We start from the raw sequence: 20,690 nt of genomic DNA, 5'->3' as shown, positions 1-20,690 counted from the left end.
ACTATGCAAACAGTTATTTGTACGCTTTTTGAAGGACATTACCATCTTGGCGTTGCCGCATTTGTTAATTCACTTCATAAACATGGTTTTAAAGGAGATATTTATGCCGGTTATTTAGGCGAATTACCTCCCTGGGCCACTGCAACAGATTTATCTCTTTTTGAGGATCATCAGTTAGCCACTTACAAGGTTAATGAAGATATAAAAATTCATTTTGTTAGGTTAAAAACCAGTTACCATTTAGCCAATTATAAACCCGATTTTTTGAAATGGCTTTTTGAGGGCCCTGCCAATGATGCTGAGAATATCTTCTACTTTGATCCGGATATAATTTTGGATTATGACTGGAGTTTTTACGAAGAGTGGGTATCATTTGGGGTAACGGTTTGTGAGGATGTGAATTCACCGTTACCTCCAAACCATCCCCGCAAAATGGCCTGGAAAAAATATTTCGGACAGTTTGATATCAACCTTAACCTTGATAGAGAGATTTATGTAAACTCTGGCTTCATAGGGGTTAACAAAAAGGACATAGGCTTGGTTGATACCTGGATTATGATCCAGGAGAAAATTGGTCCGCTGATAGGCGGATTAAGCCGGGCGCCATTCCCGGGCGAAGCTAACCTGGCCAAAGAACATGCCGGTGACTATGCACCATTCAGCAAAACAGATCAGGATGCTTTGAATATTGCCATTGGCGCATGGGATGGCGTTGTAAGTTTTGTTGGCAAAGAGGGAATGGGTTTGCAAGGTGGCGCCACACTAATGCTTCATGCTTTGGGAAGCCCTAAGCCCTGGCGTATTAAATTCCTGAAACAGTCCTTTTTAGGGGTTAGCCCGAGAAGTGTAGATAAAAAATTCTGGAAGTGTGTTAGTCATCCCATCAATCTTTTTAATAACAACTACATACAGCGCAAAAGCCTGGTTGTAAATATGGGAGCATTTATAGGTCGATTTTACACCCGCAACTAAGCAGCTATTCAACTTATACATAATAGTATGAAGATTTTGCTTGTTTGCGGCTCCCTTGAACCTGGGCGTGATGGTGTAGGGGATTATTCCCGAAAACTGAAACTGGAGTTTGTGAAGCAGGGGCACCAGGTATTTCTTTTAGCACTGAATGACCGCCATGCCAATACATTAATCGAAAATGCAGCACATAAAGAGGTTTCAGAAATCCGTCTCCCGGCTTCAATGGAAGCCCGCGAACGCTTTATAAAGCTGCATGAAATAACAGAGACTTTTGCGCCTGATTGGCTAAGCTTGCAATTTGTTGGTTACTCGTTTCAAAAGCGTGCCGTTGTATTTGATTTGGCTAAACAGCTTAAGCGTTTAAAGATCAATGCCAGTGTGCATATCATGTTTCACGAAATCTGGCAGGGCGAATCAAGTGATAGCACACTGAAAGATAAGATCATTGGTTTTTTTCAAAAACGATCGGCAATAGCCGTAATAAAAGCATTAAAACCAAAGTGCATTTCAACAACAAACGGATACTATCAAAAGAGCCTTTTAAAGGCTGGTATCAACACTATTAAAATACCCGTATTCAGCAATATGCCACTTGGCGACTGTACCCGGAAAAGAATTTACGGACAGTTGCCTGCTGATTTTAGAAATAACAGCACTGATTATGTTTTAGCTTCTTTTTTTGGAGGTTTCCATCCGCATGGCCTGCTTGAGGAACGGATCAGGCAACTATCGTTAAATGTGCGTGATCAGCTTAACAAAAAACTTATAGTTACACATGCGGGTAAAAGCCCGGCTATAAAAGAGCAATTTGCCGAGTTACACGAAGCAACAGGTGTCCCGATGTATGTATTAGGCGAATGGCCTGAAAACGACATAGCAGATTATCTGGGAACCTGTGATGTAAGTCTCTCTAATCACCCCAAAGTTTTATTTGAAAAAAGCGGCAGCATAGCAGCAGCTTTATACAATAAATGTCCGGTTATCATTTTGCGCGATGGATTTGCAAACGATGATCAAAAAAGGGACGAGATTGAAGAATTAAAATATATAAACGATATAAAAAAGTTTATAAACCAGGATACAGGCTTCGCTGAAAAATATAGCCCGCAGAATGCAGCCGAACAGTATAGCGCCATGTTTAAATCGAGTATAAAATCATGACCGTCGGAATAATAACTACCAATTACAACACCATGGAGATGACGTCCAGGTGCATCGACCACTGTTTACGTTATGCAGATGATCAAATTGACCAGTTTACAGTTGTTGACGATTGCTCAACCGAATTGTTCGAGAACAAGTTTAACAACGTGCAATTGCTTCGTAACCAGCAAAATTTAGGTTTGGTTAAAAGCCTAAACAGGGGATTAAGTGCAACTGATACCGATTTGGTGATCCTGTTCGACTCCGATGCGTGGCCGCTTGAAGAATATATCCTTAAAACTAAGGCATTTTTTGAAGCCAATCCAACTATCGGCATAGCTGCTTACAGCACCGAAAATGCTGAGGGAAAGCAGGCTGTAGCCTACGAGCCGGAGCCCGATGCCATGAGCGTAATACTTGGTCAAAAGTTACATGGATACTATCAAAAATATTTTAACAAAAGCCCTAAGCAAATAACGGTGTATACCTGTGCTATGGTAATCAGGAAAGAGGTATTACAGCAGGTTGGCGGCTTTGACGAAAATTACGACTGGTTGGAACTTGATCATGATATCTGCATGAGCGCCATCCGCAAAGGCTGGGGTATTGGTTTAATACCGGTAAGGGCATTTCACAAAGGTAGCGGTACTCCACAAAAAGTAGGCAGGCGGGTTATCCGCTTCTATCAAAACAGGATCAAGCTGCTTAAAAAGTTCGGCAAATATCCCGTAAGGCCTCTTTTAAATTCATTAATTGTTGGGCGCCTGGCGATGGAATATTTAGCTATAAATACCCTTGGGCGCATCAAAATGAGCAATGAGGTCAGGGCTGATAAATCTTATTCAAGATCCAGCCTCATTGGTATGTTTTTTACCGGGAAAATCTAATAGCGTAAAATAATGGTTTACTCAAACACTCATAAGAAAATAGCAGGCGGGACAAGCATTTTTATGGATAGCCTGCGTATTGTGGCTGCTTTGGTTGTTTTTTTAGGCCATGGCTATGCTCAGTGGTTCACCGCGGTAGGATATGATTACAATGGTGTTGATTGGGGGCATATGGCTGTTGTGATATTTTTTGCGCTATCGGGCTATGTTATTGCATACTCAACCACTGCAAATAACCGGGGCCTCTTGCAATATGCCCAGGCAAGGTTAAGCAGGTTATACTCAGTTCTGATACCTACATTGATTATCACCGCCCTGATTGAGCTTGTTGTTAAGTTTTCTGATCCCGCGTTATTAGCGCATTATACCAGAGGAATTTCATGGCCAAGATATATTATATCAGGCCTGTTTTTGAATGAGGTTTGGTTTTTTTCGGCCTCGCCTCCTATAAACGGACCTTTGTGGTCGTTATCATATGAGTTTTGGTACTACGTGATATTTGGCTTATTCTTTTTCAAGGCAAAAGGTTGGAAGGGCTTACTGTTACCGTTGGCAGCCTGCCTGATAGCCGGACCTAAAATTTTATTAATGATGCCAATCTGGCTTTTAGGCAATTGCGCATACAGATTTAAAAGTCCGATAAAAAGCTATGGGTTATCATGGTTGTTAATCGCAGCGATGGTGGGCATTGCTGTGACCTTGTTTTGTATATTACCGGGGTATCCGCTTCATTTAGGCAAGGCTCCGTTATTTTTTGCAGGGCAATTTATTACAGATTTTATAATTGGTGTTTTTATAGCACTTGCATTATGGTTATTGCCTCAATACCAAACTAAAGATGTAAAGAAACCGAACACGGTTGTAAACTTCATCAGGAAATTCGCAGACCTTACATTTCCATTATATGTGCTTCACGACCCAATGCTGGTACTGGTAAGGTCGTTTTGGAAAACCAGGTTGTTTGATGGTACGCAGTTTACAATTGCCATGTTGATTGTGTTCACAGCTACAATGGTAATTGGGTACATTATGGAAGAAAACCGGAAACACTGGACAAGTTTCTTCAAAAAGGTGCTGCAAAAAGGAAAAACTTTATCACTGGCTAAGGCCAATGCGTAATATGGCTAAATCTCTGAAAGTATTATTGCTTACACACAAGTTTTATCCCGATTTGGGCGGAACTGAAGCCAATGCCGAGTTTTTGGCAAAAGCATTTCATGACTATGGAATTGAGGTACATCTGCTTACCTGGACGCAGCAATCAGGTAGCAAAGTATTTCCTTATAAAGTTGTTCGTAATCCCGGTTTAAAACAATTACTGGCCGAGCATAAATGGGCAGATGTGGTTTTTGAAAACAGCCCGGTGTTAAGGATGTCATGGCCTGCTCTTTTATTTAGAAAGCCACTGGTTGTTTCATTAAATACATGGTTAAGTAACGAAGATGGCTCTAAGTCTTTCCCTGCAAAAATGAAATATTTGTGGTTAAAGAAAGCTTCGAGTGTGATAGCCGTGAGTGATGCTATTCGCCAAAAATGCTGGCCGGCTGCGGTTGTGATTGAAAACGCATATAATGATGACCTTTTTATACAAACTGTAGCTAATGACAGTAAACCTAAAAGCTTTGTGTTTTTAGGGCGGCTGGTATCAGATAAAGGGGCTGATTTGGCCATAGAAGCCATAGCGCAGTTATATAAAGAATACAGGGAAGCCAATTCCGATACCTCCCAAATTTCGTTAACAGTAATCGGCGAGGGGAAGGACTTTGAAAAATTAAAACAGTATGTGATAGATGCCGGTATAAAACAGATTGTGAGGTTTGAAGGCAGTTTAACCGGCGATAAGCTTGTTGACTGTTTAAATCAACACCAATACATGCTCATACCTTCAAGGTGGGAGGAACCATTTGGCATAGTTGCACTGGAAGGCCTTGCATGTGGTTGTATCCCGATAGTATCTGACGGTGGTGGTTTGCCCGATGCCGTTGGTAAAGCAGGGCTGGTATTTGAAAGAGGCGATTTACAGGACCTGGCAGATGCAATTAAAAGGCTATTAAGCGACAAAGTATTGCAGGAGAGATTAAGGGCCGAAGCAGATGCTCATCTGAAAGCACATAGCAGTAAAGTGGTTGCTAAACAATATATCGATATCATTAAATCCGCAGGCAAAAACAAAATTTATGAAAGTAATTTATACATCGCCTAACCGGAGCCATCACTATCGTTATGCGCTTGCTCTTCATGAGGCGGGGATTCTTTACAAGTTTGTAAGTGGTTTTTCGCGCTGGAGTCCCCGTGCTGCGTTTACTGAAATAGGAGATAAATTAGTTCGTAGCGATAAAATTCAAAGCATTTATCTGGCAAGCTTGAAATTTAAAGCGCCTAAATCTATCAGTTCACAATTGGCTTACTTAGCTAAAATTGAACAGGATAATGCCTGCATAAAATATCTTGATGAAGCAGATATTTTCATGTACTACAATGGCAGCGGCCTCAATGCCAGCAAACAGGCCAAAAAGAAAGGGAAAATAGTTATTGCGGAAGCGGTAAACAGCCATGTACAGTATCAGGAAAATTTGATGAAGGAAGAATATGAATCATTAAACCTGCAATGGCAACCTTTTCACGATAAGGAAAAAGCAAGACGGATTGAAGAATACCACATTGCAGATTATATACTGATGCCGTCAAACTTTGTAAAAAGAAGTTTTATTGAAGCTGGTTTTCCTGAACATAAGTTAATCAGGGTTCCTTACGGCTTTAATCAGCTAACAACAAGTACTGAACTTGCAGATAACAAAGATCAGGACACCTTTACAGTTCTGTATGTTGGAAGCATATCGGTGCGTAAAGGCCTAAGATATCTGATTGAAGCCTTCAGGTCATTAAATCATTCCAATAAAAAGTTAGTGATTGTAGGCCCCGAAAGCAATCCCAATGGTTTGGCCGATGTAATTATCCCGGATGGAGTAGTATTTACCGGAATCTTAAAAGGGCAGGAGCTGGAAGCGGCCTATAAAAGCGCAAATGTTTTCTGCCTGCCTTCCATAGAAGAAGGATTAGCGTTGGTTTTGGGCGAAGCCCTGTCATTCGGCGTGCCTATTATCGCTACAGAAAATACTGGCGCCGATGATATCATAGCTGACGGCGAAGAAGGGTTTATAGTCCCGATCAGGAACAGTAAAAGTATTGCAGACAAACTGCAGTTATTGGCCGATGACAGGCAGCTTTATGAAAATATGAAAGCTAAAGCAGTTAAAAAAGCCACCGGTTTAAAAGGCTGGGACGAAACCGGCCGGTTATTAATAGTATCGCTCAATGATGTGTTTGCTGCTAAAAAATAGTTAACCAATTTCACATGGATAATCAGCAGGAGAAATTACGGGTTTATATTAAAAAGCTGCTTTACGTACTGGTCTTTGTACTCATTTTTGAGGGCCTTATGCGTAAAATGCTTCCTTCTGCTTTGGGGCTTTTGGTGTTCTTTTTAAAAGATATTTTATGCATCATGGGCATATTCAGTATCAGCAAGGCAAAACTCAATGGCCTGGCGTTAATGCTTTTCAAAAATTGGAAAACTGTGATGCTGGTATTTATTCCGCCGGTAGTTTTCACTGTTTTTCACGATCCCATTTTAAGCATTTTCGGGCTAAAGCAATACTTGTTATACATGATTGTTGGTGTAATGATGCCGTTTGCATTCCCTCCGGATAAGATGGATGAATTTAAAAAATTTGTCACTTCCATTTGTTTAGCATTGATACCAACAACGGCAGTTGCTGTATTGCAAAACAGCTTGCCGGCCAGCCATTGGTTAAACCTGAGTGTTGACGGTAGCTCTTTAGAAGGCTTTTCGGCGGCAGGACGTCTGAGGGTAAGCTCTACGTTTTCGTTTACCGGCCAATATTCGTGGTTTTTAAATATGGCATGTTCATTTTTGGCCATGAGCTTTTTTTGGCCTAAAAAAGAGGTTAAAGGAAAAGCCAAAAGCTGGCAGATTATATATTTGGCTGCCACAGGCGTATCACTGTTGATAGGCACATTTATAACCGGCGGACGTTCGGCAGTGTTGGGCTGCGGGGTTTGTTTGGTACTTGGTTTTGCCTTTGCTGCAGTTAAATCTCCAGGGCAAATAGTTTCAAAAGGCTTGATTGGTATTGCAGTATTTACTGTATTGCTTGGAGGGATCCGGGCCGCCAAACCTGAGTTTTTTGCAGCATATGATGAACGCTCAAGCGATAATGATTCGGGTACGCAATCGGAAGAGATGAAGGGTAGGGTGCAGGGGAATTTTTTAAACTGGACTAACTGGGTTTTTGAACAGGATATTGTTGCCATTATATTTGGCAATGGCCTCGGAGTAATGAGCAATGGCTCCGAGAAGATCAGCCAATACTCGTACGATTTAAAATTAGAGTCAACCGGTACAGAAAGTGACTTTGACACCACTATCTATGAGGGTGGAATTTACCTTGCAGTGGTATGGTATGCTTTTAGGTTATGGATGATTATATTTTGCTTAGGCATATGGCAGAAATCACGGAGAAAGGATTGGAGCGTATTGCTTTCGTTTTTACTGAGTTATGTTATCCTCAACGCGTCAATAGGGGCAGTAGGGAAAAACCCGCCTGTAAATATTTGGTTGTGGCTGGCAATAGGCAGCGTTTTAATCATTAAAAATTATAACGATCAGCAGGATAAGCTGCTGAAAGAATCTGCAACCCGCTCGGTTGTTGCAGCATAGATATTACCAACAAAATCTTATGTCAAACAATAATTTTAGGGTGGCCATCATTGTATCCCATCCAATCCAGCATTTTTGTCCGCAGTATATCAGTTTTACAAAAATGAAAGGTGTTGAGGTAAAACTCTTTTTTGCCTCAATGCTGGGCTATAAAAAATACGTAGATAAAAATTTTGGACAAGAAATATCCTGGAATAACTTAAGGCTGGAAGAATTTGATCATAAATTTTTGAATGGCGAACAGGTATTACCTTCAGGCAAAGAACTTGATGCCCCTTCAGTTACTGACGAATTGGATTCATATAATCCTGATGCAATTATCACTTACGGGCATTTTCAAAAGGTACAGCGCAGGGCACACCAATGGGCCAAAGCCAACAATGTTCCTATCGTTTACATCACTGATTCTGAAAATCGTCAGCGCCGTAAATGGTATAAATTGCTGGCTAAGTTCTTTTTACTAAGGCAGTATTATAACAAGGTAAATTACTTTTTTACAGTAGGAGATGCCAACGAAGCATATTTTAAGCTTTACGGAGTTCCCGAAAAGAAATTTATCAGGATGCATTATCCTATTGATGTCGATGTATATGCCAATGCCTATCAAAACAAGGTAGCATTAAGGAGCAAGATCCGTGAACAATATGGTATACCGGAAAACGACTTCGCTATAGCCGTTGTAGGTAAACTCGTAACCTGGAAAAACCAGGAACATCTGATAGACCTGCTGATAGATCTGGAAAGTAAGGGACATAAAGCCCATGCATTCATACTTGGTTCCGGCAAAACACTGGATAGTTTAAAACAAAAAGCCGAACAGCTGAAAGTAAATAAAGTACACTTTACAGGTTTTGTTGATCCGTTAGATTTGCCTGCTTATTATGCCGCAATTGATGCCTACGTACATCCGGCAAGCATTGAGCCTCACTCGTTAGCTATCAGTGAGGCCATTTACATGGGGTGCCCTGTAATTTTGAGCAACACATGCGGTAGTTACGGAGATACAGATGATGTTCAGATAAATAAAAACGGTTTTGTTTACGACTTTGGAAACATCGGGCAGCTCTCTGATAAGGTTGTAAAATTGATTGATGATCAGCAACTGCGTAAGCAATTCGGCGATCACTCCCGCAAAATCTCTTTAAAATTTCAGCAACGTGCTCACGGCGAATCAATGCGGGATCTGATCAATAAAGTCAATAAAACCAAACGCAATTCGGTATCAGTTTAACTATCACAATGCGCATTGTTTTTTTTACGCATCCTCCTTTTTTAGGCTCACAAAGTATGCCCCGTTTTGCTTCAATGTTGGCTAAGGGTATGCAGCAACGAGGACATCAAGTTGAAGTTTGGACACCCGAAGCTTATTTTTATAAACTATCGGCACCAAACAGCTTAAAAAAGTGGCTGGGCTATCTTGATCAGTACATTATGTTCCCAGGCCAGGTTCGTAAACGCATAAAATCATATCCAAGCCAAACGTTATTTGTATTTACTGATCATGCCCTGGGCCCATGGGTACCATTAGTAACTAATCGCCCGCATGTAATTCATTGTCACGACTTTTTGGCGCAGCAATCGGCCTTTGGCAAAATAAAAGAAAACCAAACCGGGTTTACCGGCCGCATGTATCAGAAGTTTATACGGAAAGGCTATTTAAAAGGTAAAAACTTTATATCGGTTTCGAATAAAACTAAACAGGATCTTCATGAGCTGTTAACAAAAAAGCCCCAACTATCAGACGTGATTTACAATGGGCTAAACCGCGATTTCAAACCGCTCGAGATTAATAAAGCCCGGCAGATTTTTGGTAAAGCCATTGATGTTGATCTCTCAGAGGGGTACATTTTGCATATAGGCGGTAATCAATGGTATAAAAATAGGATAGGGGTAATCGAAATTTATGAATCCTGGCGAAAGCTTAGCAGGAGCAAATTGCCCTTGTTACTAATAGGTAAAGAACCAACAACTGCACTAAAAGAAAAACAAGAACAATCTGCTTTTGCCGGCGAGATCTATTTCCTGACAGAGGTTAGCGACGAGCAAACACTATTAGCCTATGCTGGTGCCACGCTATTATTGTTCCCGTCGCTTGCTGAAGGATTTGGATGGCCAATTGCCGAAGCAATGGCTTCCGGATGCCCGGTAGTTACCACCAACCAGGCTCCTATGACCGAAGTTGCCGGTAACGCAGGCTTCCTGATTAAAAAGCGCGATGATCAAAATGGTAATATAAGTTTATGGGCAGATGACTCTGCATTGGTTGTTGACCGGGTTGTCAATTTATCTTCGGCAGAACGCGAAATGGTAATTGATAGCGGGATCAAAAACGCGAAACGGTTCCAAACAGAAACGATGCTTAACAGTGTAGAGGAGATCTATAAATATCTGACAAAAAGCTTTGATCCCAGGCTTGAAAAATAACGGCATCGCCGTAATCCCACCATCATTAACTTACTATAAAAATGACTACTAAAGCTTCTAAGAGCGAATCTGCTACTATAGTTTACCTCAGAGGGTTAGCGGCATTTGGTGTTGTATTGTACCATGTGAGGGAGGATTTGTGGGTTGGCTGGAACGCATTACGCGGATTATCATCAGCATCTTCGTTTGATAAAGCCGTTGCATGGCTTTCTATTCCAACGCCTTTTTTAGGATCTGGCGTTATCCTGTTTTTTCTTTTGAGCGGCTTTTGCATCTCATTGCCATATGTAGGCAATAACGCCCGCAAGTTAAATTTGGAAGAATATGCTATCCGGAGGTTCTTAAGGATCTATCCGCCATATTTAATAGCAATCATATTCACCCTGATAATTGAGTTTATTTTATTAAAAGTGTATGCGTTACCGGTAGCGCCCTATACCTCATACCTGGCCAATGTTTTTATGGTTCAAAACTATACAACAGGTGCGTTAACATCTAATGGTGCTTTATGGACTTTACCTGTTGAGCTTGAACTTTATATCGCATTCCCGCTTGTATTTTATTTGCTCAAAAATTGGGGCGATAAGGCATTGATAATTATAACGGGTATAATATCGTTAATAGCACTCAGTCTTTTTATAAGCGGCCAGTTTTGGCTGGGATCTGATTTTGCTATGTATTGGGTTGTTTGGTGTGCCGGCGTTTTGCTTGCAAGGGAATATGCCAACGGAACATTGAACAAACCTTCAACCTGGCTTTTGGTGACAGCAGTAATAGCAGTTGGAACCGCAGTTGTGTTGCAGGTATGTGGGGTACCTTCCCCATATCTTGAATTATTATTCGGTTTTTTTTACCTGATGTCGCTGTGGCTGGGAATCGGTACCGAGCATCGTTGGAACAAACACATTCCCCGTGGCATTGTCAAAGCGATGAATGTATTGGGCACATGCTCGTTTTCGCTTTATCTGATCCATAAGCCTGTTTTTAGATTAATTGGTATTATCTGGGTCAGCTATTTTGGCAGTAAGCCGGTTAACTTTTTAATTCCTGTTGGTTTCTCGATACTCATGGTTTGTATGGCATGGGGCTTTTATTTACTTATTGAAGCACCAACACATGCTTTGGCAAAAAAACTGTCCCGAACCAAAAAGCAACAGGCGGTTGTGATTCCGTTGAATAAGTAGAGGGACTTTACTCCAATCATCTTTTGCAAACTATTAATCAACAACGAACAGATTCGTTTTTCAATTCCATGCAAACAGACCTTTCAAAATTTACTATCGGCGATTATCAAAACGGCAGCAAATTAAAAGTGACAGTTTGGTATTTTATCAACTACTTTATTTTTAACAGCGCCTTTCCCTGGCCATACAAGTTCAAGGTAGCTTTACTCCGTTTGTTTGGTTCAAAAGTAGGTAATGGTGTTGTTATCAAAACAAAAGTTAAAATAAAAAACCCGTGGAGGCTCACTATTGGCGACAATACCTGGATAGGCGAATCTGTCTGGATTGATAATCTTGAAGATGTGAGCATTGGTAAAAATGTTTGCATTTCGCAGGATGCCATGCTGCTTACCGGTAACCACGATTATACCAAAACAGATTTTCCATACCGTTTGGGTAAAATCATACTCGATGACGGCACCTGGATTGGTGCAAAAAGCGTGGTGTGCCCAGGGGTTGTGTGCCGTAGCCATTCAATTTTAACGGTTAACTCTGTTGCCACCAAAGATTTGGAGCAGTGGAGCATCTACTCAGGAAACCCTGCTTTATTTGTAAGGATTCGAAAAGCGTTAACCGACTGATATCCTCATGTTCAAAAATAAAAATGAGCGAAAAGATCAACTTAGTTTGCCTGCCATTTGCAGGTGGGAACAGGTATTCGTACAGACCATTATTTAACGAAAGCTCAGCCATATTTAATGTGGTGACACTTGAATATCCAGGCAGGGGAACAAGAATTTTTGAAGAGCTTACAGCTGATATTAATAAGCTGGTTAATGATTTGTTTGAACAGATGAAGCCCGTTTTAAGCAAAGGTGATTATGCACTTTATGGGCATAGCCTTGGAGGGCTGCTGACTTATCTGCTTGTGCTCAAGATTCGTGAAAATAATTATAAGTCGCCCCGGCATGTTTTTATAACAGGTGCTTCAGGGCCTTCAGCGCCATCGCGCCAAACAAAAAAGTTTCATTTATATCCGCATAAAGAATTTATAGATGAGGTGATCGTATTGGGTGGTATGCCCGATGAGATTTTGCAGGACAGCGCCATGATGGAGTTTCTTGAACCAATTCTCCGCAATGATTTTAAGGTGAGTGAAACATATGTTCATCAGGCTGCTGAGCCGTTAAACATTCCTTTTACTGTTATCACAGGGATTGATGAAGATCTTACAGCCGAAGACGTGTTGCTTTGGCAGAATGAAAGCATCCCGGCTGTTGATTTTAAACAGTTGGATGGCAATCACTTTTTTATAATGGAGCATAGGGACTTTATTATCAATGCCATTGCCGAAAAGCTGACAAACAATTAAAAAACATTTTAGTCATGAACGAGGAACAATTATATCTGAAACCCAATGTGGTGATGGAACCATTGGTAGATAAATGGTATGCCTGGAGCCACTTGATTTCGCCGGCAACTGCCGCCATGAATATAGTTGGAAGGCATTTGGCTATCATCGAATCGTATTTGATGGCTCCTGCTATTCATGCCAATGCTGTGCTCAATCCTAAAATGAAAGGGGGGCCCTTTATGGATTTTGGTGGCGGAAGAATTGATGAGGTAACTGAGTTGCAGGAGCAATCACTTGAAAAGCAAAAAAATGTTATTGAGTTTGCCAAAGCTATAAAAACGTTAGATAGATTATTGGATGCCGAAGCAACAGGATATGGTTTAGAGGATTTGTACACTAAAGTCCCCGAAATTTTAAAGGGGTACGTGGAGTTGTATTACGATCGGAATAACAACCCTGGTTTCAGGTTTTTTGAATCGCTTTTATACCAGAGCGAGTTTTACAATAAAAGTTCGCAAAGCCTTGCCATGTGGATTACCAATAACGATGAACGTCCGTTTTGTCTTAGTACGCCCCGCCTTAACGAGCCGGATGTGTTAAGTCTTGACGTTCCTTTTGACCATGCTTGTATTGACGCGTTGGCCAAAATGAAACGCACACCAAATAGCTTTGCCGCCATTAAAGGGCTTTGCGGGATTGCACCGGAGCAGGAACCGCTGTTTAAAACTTTCTTTACAGAAACGCCTCCGCCGCCCTATGAAAAATATGCCGGCGATAAGATCAGGATGCGCTATTTCGGTCATGCCTGTATCCTGGTTGAAACTAAAGATATCAGCATCCTTGTTGATCCACTGATCAGTTACTACGGTTATAGTTCGGATGTTCAGCATTTTTCGGATGTTGATTTGCCTGATACAATTGATTATGTACTGATCACGCACAATCATCAGGACCACATTCTGTTTGAAACCTTACTTCCTTTAAGGCACAAGATCAAAAACCTGATCGTTCCGCGTACCTCAAGCGGTAAACTGGAAGACCCCGATCTGAAATTAATGTTTAATAGCATCGGTTTTAATAACGTAATGGACATCAGTGAGATGCAAACCATTCATTTTAATGATGCCATTATTACTGGTTTACCTTTTATAGGTGAGCATAGCGATATGAATATCCTCACAAAAGCCTGCTATTTGGTAAAAATAGGCGACTTCAAACTGCTGTTCCTGGCCGATTCAAGAATTGTTGAGCCGCGTTTGTATGAGTTGGTGCACAAGCATATAGGTAATGTTGATGTACTTTTTATCGGGATGGAATGTGATGGTGCCCCGTTAACCTGGTTGTACGGCCCCCTGCTTACCAAAAAGCTGGCAAGGGACATGGATGGCAGCAGGCGCCTTGCCGGTTCTGATTGCGATAAGGGAATGGCCCTCATCGATATTTTTGAACCTAAAGAAGCCTACGTGTATGCCATGGGGCAGGAGCCATGGGTTGAGTTTATCAGCAGTATCAAATATACCGACGAATCTAACCCCATTGTACAATCTGACAAACTGGTAAAGCTATGTACGGAAAGAGGAATAATTGCCGAACGTCTTTATGGCGAAAAGGAATTATTATACAACAAACAGGTAGATAGTCTTGTCGAGCAATAATCCCATAGCCGTTTAAGCATTCATCAAACAGTAGCATGTCAAGGCTTCAGTTTTCGTTGCATCCAGCACAGCGCGAGATTTACATTAATCAACTTTTAAATATGGATAGTCCGCAATATAATGTTGGGGGCTATATCGTATTAAAGGGGAATTTGGACGTGGAAAAATTTCACGAAGCCGTAGGTTCGCTTCCGCTTGTTTTTGATGCTTTTAAAATGAGGTTTGAATTAAACCAACCAGATTTTGTTTACCAGCTGAATACCGAATTTAATGAGTGCGAATTAATAGAAGCTGATTTTAGCACACAGGCCAATCCTGAAGCCGAAGTTAAAATATGGATGCAGCATATATTTGGTATCCCTTTCAATTTAACAGGTGATACGTTACCGTTTGAACATTATCTGATAAAGATTGCCGATAACGAACATTGGTTTTTAATGAAGTATCATCATTTAATTACCGATGGTTATGGTGTTGGGGTAAGTGTTGAATACCTGGCAAAAAAATACCGGTCGCTTGTAGCAGGTGAGCCGTTTATTTTCAATGCGCCGTCTTATCAATCCGAAACAGTTCGTGCTAATGAATATTATAATTCAGAAAGCTATAAAAAAGATGGCGATTACTGGGGAAGTAAAATTACGGCCAAACCCGAAAAGCTGCTTACAAAAAGATACCCTCATTATAATAACGAAGGCAAAATAGGAGCTACCTATAATATTGATATTTCAGATAATCAAAAAATACAGCTTGATCACGTTCAACTTGTTTGCAATGCCAGCTTACAGCAGTTAACAGTAGCGGCTCTGATTATCTATTTCGGGAAGGTTACCCCTTTAACCGAATTTGTAATTGGAAGCCCGGTTCACAAACGCGGGTCAAGGCAGCAAAGGGGAACCGTGGGTATCTTTACTGGTGCGCTTCCTTTTAAAGGAAACTATGAAGAAGATCAAACCTTAGCTGGTTTACTTGCCGAAATTATCAGCACACAAAAACAGGATTATCGCCATTATAATCACCTGGCAGAAGATTTATCTCGCACCCTTAAAATTAACCCGGCGGTTGATAGCTTATACGATGTAATTGTAAACTATGAACCGCTCAACCTTGACCTAAATTTTGGAGATGCCATTGAAGCCTGCCTTTTGCGATTGGCTAATGAAAGTGAGCGTACACCTTTGCAATTATGCTGGCGCGATTATAGTGCGCAACAAAGCCTGCAATTGCAGATCCAATTTTGCTATGAATATTTTACGCAGGAAGAGATTGAGCTCTTAGGTGAGCGCATTTTTTATATAATCATCCAGTTTCCCGGTTTGCTGAATAAAAGTGTTAAGGGCGTTGATATTTTACCGCTTAGGGAGCATGATCTACTATCGGTATTTGGCACATCAGATCAGGAAATCAATGAAGATATAGCCTTGCATGCATCAATAGTTACAGCCTTTGAAAACCAGGTAACCTTGAGAAGCGAAGCTGATGCATTGATTTTTGAAGAAGAGGTTTTAAGTTATCATGAGCTTAACACCCGATCAAATAAAATAGCAAACTACCTGAAAGGGTTAGGCATAGGAAAAGAAACGCTGGTTGCAGTTTGCGTTGAGCGAAGCATTGATATGATAGCGGGCATTCTGGGGATCCTGAAGGCCGGCGCAGCTTATGTGCCAATTGATATCGACTACCCCATAGAGCGGATTAGCTATATTCTTAACGATACAGGCGCGAAGGTCATCCTGAGCAGTAAAACATGCAACCTTAAGTTGCATGGTCAGGACGCAGTGATTGTTGAACTGGATAATGAAGCGTTAATAGATGTTCAGCGCAATGAAAATTTAAATACCGTTATAAACCAAAATCAGCTTGCATATGTGATGTACACCTCCGGCTCAACCGGGAAACCCAAAGGGGTGATGGTGGAGCATGGTGGGGCGGTAAATCTTGCTGCCAATCAAGCCATAGCGTTAAAATTAGCACCTGGCATGCGCACATTGCAGTTTGCGTCTATTGGTTTTGATGCTTCCTGCTACGAGATTTTCAATACGTTACTAAGCGGAGGTTGCTTGGTGTTGTGCCCAAAAGAAGCCTTATTATCCGCCGAAGATTTTAAGAAACTCCTTGATAAGCAAAAGATAGAATTGGCAGTAATCCCGCCATCATTTCAGGAGGCTATAGCAGATACTCTTGGAACCGTTAAAACAATAGTTTCTGCAGGCGAGCCTTTAAACGAAGCTGTTGGAAGATCTATACAATCGCAGGGCGTAAGGCTGATCAATGCTTATGGCCCAACCGAAAATACAGTATGTGCTACGTTAACCGATGAACCCATCCGGGCTGATAAAATAATAACGATTGGAAGACCAATTGCTAATACGCAGATCCATATCAGAAGTGCATCAGGAGGATTGAGCCCCATCGGTATACCGGGGGAGATCTGTATTGGCGGCGTTCAGGTGGCAAGAGGTTATTTGAACCAACCGGAATTAACTGAAGAGAAATTTATCACAAACCCGTATAGTGAAGATCTCAACGCAAAGTTGTACAGAACGGGCGATCAGGGCAGGTGGCTGCCAGATGGCAACATCGAATACCTGGGGAGGATAGATGACCAGGTAAAGATCCGTGGTTACCGGATAGAGCCGGGCGAGATTGAACAGGTATTGCTGCAACACGCAAACGTAAGGCAAGCAGTAGTACTGGCCGTTGCAGATAAACAAGGAATAAAACGGCTTACCGCCTACGTTGTAATGAACGAAGCCTCTTACGACAAACAGGAACTGCAAAATTATTTATGCGAGAGGCTCCCGGAATACATGGTGCCAAGGCTATGGGTAAGATTGGACGGCCTGCCGCTAACCCCGAACGGGAAAACGGATAAAAGGGCGCTTCCGGAAGCAGAAGCAAGTAATGAAGATCGCTATATCGCACCAAAGACCTCCACAGAGAAACAATTGACAAAAATCTGGGAAGAGCTGTTGGGCGTAGAAAAGATAGGTACAAAAGATAATTTCTTTGACCTGGGAGGCCATTCGCTGTTGGCCATGCGGGTGATCTCGCAGGTAAGAAGGTACTTGAATAAGGAATTAAAAATCCATGCCCTATTTGATTCTCCAAATATTACCGATTTAGCCAAACAATTGGAAGGGGGAACCGCAACAGCAGGCAGCACAATAAAAAGCGTAAATCCGCGCCCTGAATATATCCCGCTGTCATACAGCCAGGAAAGGTTATGGTTTATTGACAGACTGGAAGGTAGCGTACAATATCATATTCCTGCTATATTAAAACTGTCGGGAGAAGTAAATATCAGCGGTCTTGAAAAAGCATTGAAGGAAATAGTAGAGCGTCACGAAGTATTGCGTACGGTGATCAGGGAGCACGAGGGACAGAGCTACCAGTATGTAAAAACCAATAACTGGCAGTTAAAACAAAGCCAGTCAAATAAAGCGGAATTAAAAGAGTACATCAGTAAAGAAACAGTCAGACCTTTCGATCTCTCCCAGGATGATATGCTGCGTGCCGAGCTAATCGAAATACAGGAAAACGAATACGTTCTATTGCTGGTACTACACCATATTGCGGCCGATGGTTGGTCAATGTCTATACTTGTATCTGAGTTTAGCAAACTTTACAACAGTTTCAGCACTAATGAAGCGCCGGGACTAAAAAGTCCGGAAATTCAATATGCAGATTATGCAATCTGGCAAAGGGAATACCCGGATGCTGAGAAACTGCAAAGCAAGCTCAGCTATTGGGAAGAAAATTTGGCAGGAACCGCCACCCTTGAACTGCCAACGGATCATATGCGCCGGGCAGTTCAAAGCAGCAGAGGGGCAGCCTATGAATTTACAATAGGTAAACAACAGGCAGAACAATTACAGAAGCTTGGCCTTGAACAGGGGGCAACATTGTACATGATCTTACTGGCGATATTTAAAGTGCTGTTGTACCGCTACAGCGGGCAGGAAGACATCTGCGTAGGTACCCCGGTAGCCAATCGTGACAGGGAAGAAACTGCAGATATGATCGGTTTTTTTGTAAACACGCTGGCACTAAGGACAAACCTGAAGGGCGATGACGCATTTACAGAATTGCTAAGCAATGTAAAACAAACCACGCTCGAAGCATATGGTCACCAGGATGTGCCGTTTGAAAAAATAGTAGAGACTGTAGTAAAAGAAAGAGACTTGAGCAGGAGCCCGCTTTTTCAAGTAATGTTCGTGCTGCAGAACACAGGCGCCACACTGGAGCTGGAACTGGGGGGCATCAAAACCGCTATAGAACGGGCCGGTGATTATTTGAGCAAATACGACTTAACCTATAATGCAGAGGAAACAAAAGAAGGGATCAGATTTATAGTAGAATATAATGCCGATTTGTATGAGCCCGAAACCATTGCAAGGATGGCAGGCCATTATGCAGAACTGATTGCATCGGTAACCAGTGATCCGCAAACAATAATCAACAAGCTGCAATTGTTGAGCCGGGAAGAAGAGTTGCAATTACAATTATTTAATGAAACAACGGCGGCATATCCAAAAGAATCAAACATCGTCGCCCTGTTCGAAACGCAGGCAGCAGAAACACCGGAAGCTACGGCAATCGTATTCGGAGATGAAAAGCTAAACTATCAAAACCTTAATGAGCGATCAAACAGGATAGCACACTATTTAAAAGCACAGGGCGCAGGCAAAGAAACACTGATAGCGATTTGCACAGAACGCGGTATTGATATGATGGTTGGCATTCTTGGCATATTAAAGGCAGGGGCAGCTTATGTTCCTGTGGATATTGATTACCCTCAAGAACGGATCAGCTATATCCTGGAAGATATTAAAGCAACAATTGTACTCAGCAGCAATACCGGCAAACCGGTATTGAAAGATCAGGACATCAACGTTGTAATGCTTGATGATAACCAGGAAATATCAAGCCAAAGCAGCAGCAATTTAAACAGCGTTATCTCGCCAAACCAACTGGCCTATATCATGTATACCTCCGGCTCAACCGGCAAGCCTAAAGGCGTAATGGTTGAGCACAGCAACGTGATCAGTCTTGTAAAAAATGCGGGCTATTTTGAAGTTGATCATCATGATACATTATTGGTAACGGGTTCGCCATCATTTGATGCAACCACTTTTGAATATTGGAGCATGTTGCTTAACGGCGGCAAATTGATCCTCTGTAATGATGAATACCTTTTCAATACTGCAACACTTAAAAAACTTATAGATCAGCATAAAGTAACTACAATGTGGTTTACTTCAAGCTGGTTCAATCAGCTCGCCGATGATGCACCCGAAATATTAAAGGGATTAAATACAGTATTAGTGGGTGGTGAAAAACTTTCTGCTCCGCATATTAAAAAGATCAGGGCAATATACCCGGATTTAAAGCTTATTAACGGGTATGGTCCTACCGAAAATACCACTTTTTCAATAACTTATCCCATAACTGAGGTTAATAAAGATGGAATAATTCCGATAGGTAAACCATTAAATAACCGCAAAGCCTACGTACTTGATCCGGCGCAACAGCTAAACCCTGTTGGCGTATTTGGAGAGGTGTGGCTGGGTGGAGCCGGCGTATCGCGAGGTTATTTAAACCAGCCCGAACTTACCAGCCAGAAATTTACCAAAGACCCTTTTTGTCACAATGCCAATACGTTGATGTATAAAACAGGCGACATCGGCAGGTGGCTCGCAGACGGAAATATTGAATACAAGGGTAGGGTTGATGACCAGGTTAAAATAAGGGGCTACCGTGTTGAACCGGGAGAAATAGAAAATATATTGTTAAAAAGCGGCCTGGTAAGTCGGGCTGTAGTACTGGCCGGACCTGATAAAAATGGCGTTAACCGTCTGTCAGGATATGTAATTGCAGATAGCCCATGCGATAAGCAAAAATTACAGGACTATCTGCTTAAGCAGATGCCGGATTACATGGTGCCGCGTTTATGGGTACAAATGGAAAGTTTTCCACTTACAGCAAACGGCAAAATAGATAAACGCGCATTACCTGCAGCTGAATTATCGGCTGCACCCTTGCAGGGTTATGTAGCTGCAAGTAATGAAATAGAAAGGCAATTAATAAAAATCTGGCAGGAGTTGCTGGGTGTAAATCCAATAGGTATCTACGATAATTTTTTTGAACTGGGCGGTCATTCGGTATTGGCTATGCGCGTTGTTCATTACATAGAAAAGGAGCTTTCAATAGCTATACCCATCAGCACCCTGTTTCAGTTCGCCTCTATTAGCGAATTAAGTAAATATATAACTGTCCGTAATAGTAATAAACAAACCAATCAAACATCATCATTTACCATAGTTGATATATAAGCAGAAAAACCTGACCCTG

At 41.6% G+C, this 20,690-nt stretch carries 14 protein-coding genes; all 14 read left to right on the top strand.

Annotated elements, in window-relative coordinates; genetic code table 11:
- Positions 1-3 precede the first annotated feature (3 nt).
- The 14 genes from BMX50_RS09980 (at position 4) to BMX50_RS09915 (ending at position 20,671) form a co-directional block, all read left to right on the top strand.
- Positions 4-972, top strand: a complete 969-nt coding sequence (locus tag BMX50_RS09980; RefSeq protein ID WP_091210388.1) for a hypothetical protein — start codon at positions 4-6, stop codon at positions 970-972.
- A gap of 27 nt (positions 973-999) precedes the next feature.
- Positions 1,000-2,133 carry a glycosyltransferase family protein gene (locus tag BMX50_RS09975; protein WP_091210387.1) on the top strand — a complete coding sequence of 378 codons (1,134 nt, stop codon included), beginning with the start codon at positions 1,000-1,002 and terminating at the stop codon, positions 2,131-2,133.
- Positions 2,130-3,002, top strand: coding sequence for a glycosyltransferase family 2 protein (locus tag BMX50_RS09970; RefSeq protein ID WP_091210386.1), 873 nt, complete (start codon positions 2,130-2,132; stop codon positions 3,000-3,002). The genes BMX50_RS09975 and BMX50_RS09970 overlap by 4 nt, the downstream gene beginning before the upstream one ends.
- Positions 3,003-3,014: 12 nt before the next feature.
- Entirely contained in the window at positions 3,015-4,121 is a 1,107-nt protein-coding gene (locus tag BMX50_RS09965) for an acyltransferase family protein (RefSeq protein ID WP_091210385.1), read from the top strand.
- A gap of 1 nt (position 4,122) precedes the next feature.
- Entirely contained in the window at positions 4,123-5,205 is a 1,083-nt protein-coding gene (locus BMX50_RS09960; RefSeq protein WP_091210384.1) for a glycosyltransferase family 4 protein, read from the top strand.
- Positions 5,180-6,343, top strand: a complete 1,164-nt coding sequence (locus tag BMX50_RS09955) for a glycosyltransferase family 4 protein (RefSeq protein WP_091210383.1) — start codon at positions 5,180-5,182, stop codon at positions 6,341-6,343. The genes BMX50_RS09960 and BMX50_RS09955 overlap by 26 nt, the downstream gene beginning before the upstream one ends.
- Positions 6,344-6,357: 14 nt before the next feature.
- On the top strand, positions 6,358-7,743 hold the full coding sequence (locus BMX50_RS09950) for a hypothetical protein (protein WP_091210382.1): 1,386 nt from the start codon (positions 6,358-6,360) through the stop codon (positions 7,741-7,743).
- Between the two features lie 19 nt (positions 7,744-7,762).
- Positions 7,763-8,974, top strand: a complete 1,212-nt coding sequence (locus BMX50_RS09945; protein ID WP_091210381.1) for a glycosyltransferase family 4 protein — start codon at positions 7,763-7,765, stop codon at positions 8,972-8,974.
- Positions 8,975-8,982: 8 nt separating this feature from the next.
- Entirely contained in the window at positions 8,983-10,167 is a 1,185-nt protein-coding gene (locus tag BMX50_RS09940; protein ID WP_091210380.1) for a glycosyltransferase, read from the top strand.
- Positions 10,168-10,208: 41 nt separating this feature from the next.
- On the top strand, positions 10,209-11,351 hold the full coding sequence (locus tag BMX50_RS09935) for an acyltransferase family protein (RefSeq protein ID WP_091210379.1): 1,143 nt from the start codon (positions 10,209-10,211) through the stop codon (positions 11,349-11,351).
- A 68-nt stretch (positions 11,352-11,419) separates the two neighbouring features.
- Positions 11,420-11,971: a WcaF family extracellular polysaccharide biosynthesis acetyltransferase gene (locus BMX50_RS09930; RefSeq protein ID WP_091210378.1), complete on the top strand. Its 552-nt coding sequence runs from the start codon at positions 11,420-11,422 to the stop codon at positions 11,969-11,971.
- A 23-nt stretch (positions 11,972-11,994) separates the two neighbouring features.
- Positions 11,995-12,702: a thioesterase II family protein gene (locus BMX50_RS09925; protein WP_091210377.1), complete on the top strand. Its 708-nt coding sequence runs from the start codon at positions 11,995-11,997 to the stop codon at positions 12,700-12,702.
- Positions 12,703-12,716: 14 nt separating this feature from the next.
- On the top strand, positions 12,717-14,339 hold the full coding sequence (locus tag BMX50_RS09920) for an MBL fold metallo-hydrolase (protein ID WP_091210376.1): 1,623 nt from the start codon (positions 12,717-12,719) through the stop codon (positions 14,337-14,339).
- Positions 14,340-14,374: 35 nt separating this feature from the next.
- Positions 14,375-20,671, top strand: coding sequence for a non-ribosomal peptide synthetase (locus tag BMX50_RS09915; RefSeq protein ID WP_091210375.1), 6,297 nt, complete (start codon positions 14,375-14,377; stop codon positions 20,669-20,671).
- Positions 20,672-20,690: the final 19 nt, after the last annotated feature.

Source organism: Mucilaginibacter gossypiicola (assembly GCF_900110105.1).
In the GTDB taxonomy this organism is placed as follows: domain Bacteria; phylum Bacteroidota; class Bacteroidia; order Sphingobacteriales; family Sphingobacteriaceae; genus Mucilaginibacter; species Mucilaginibacter gossypiicola.
Note: the sequence above shows the minus strand (reverse complement) of the source record. Positions and strands in the feature narration are given on the sequence as shown.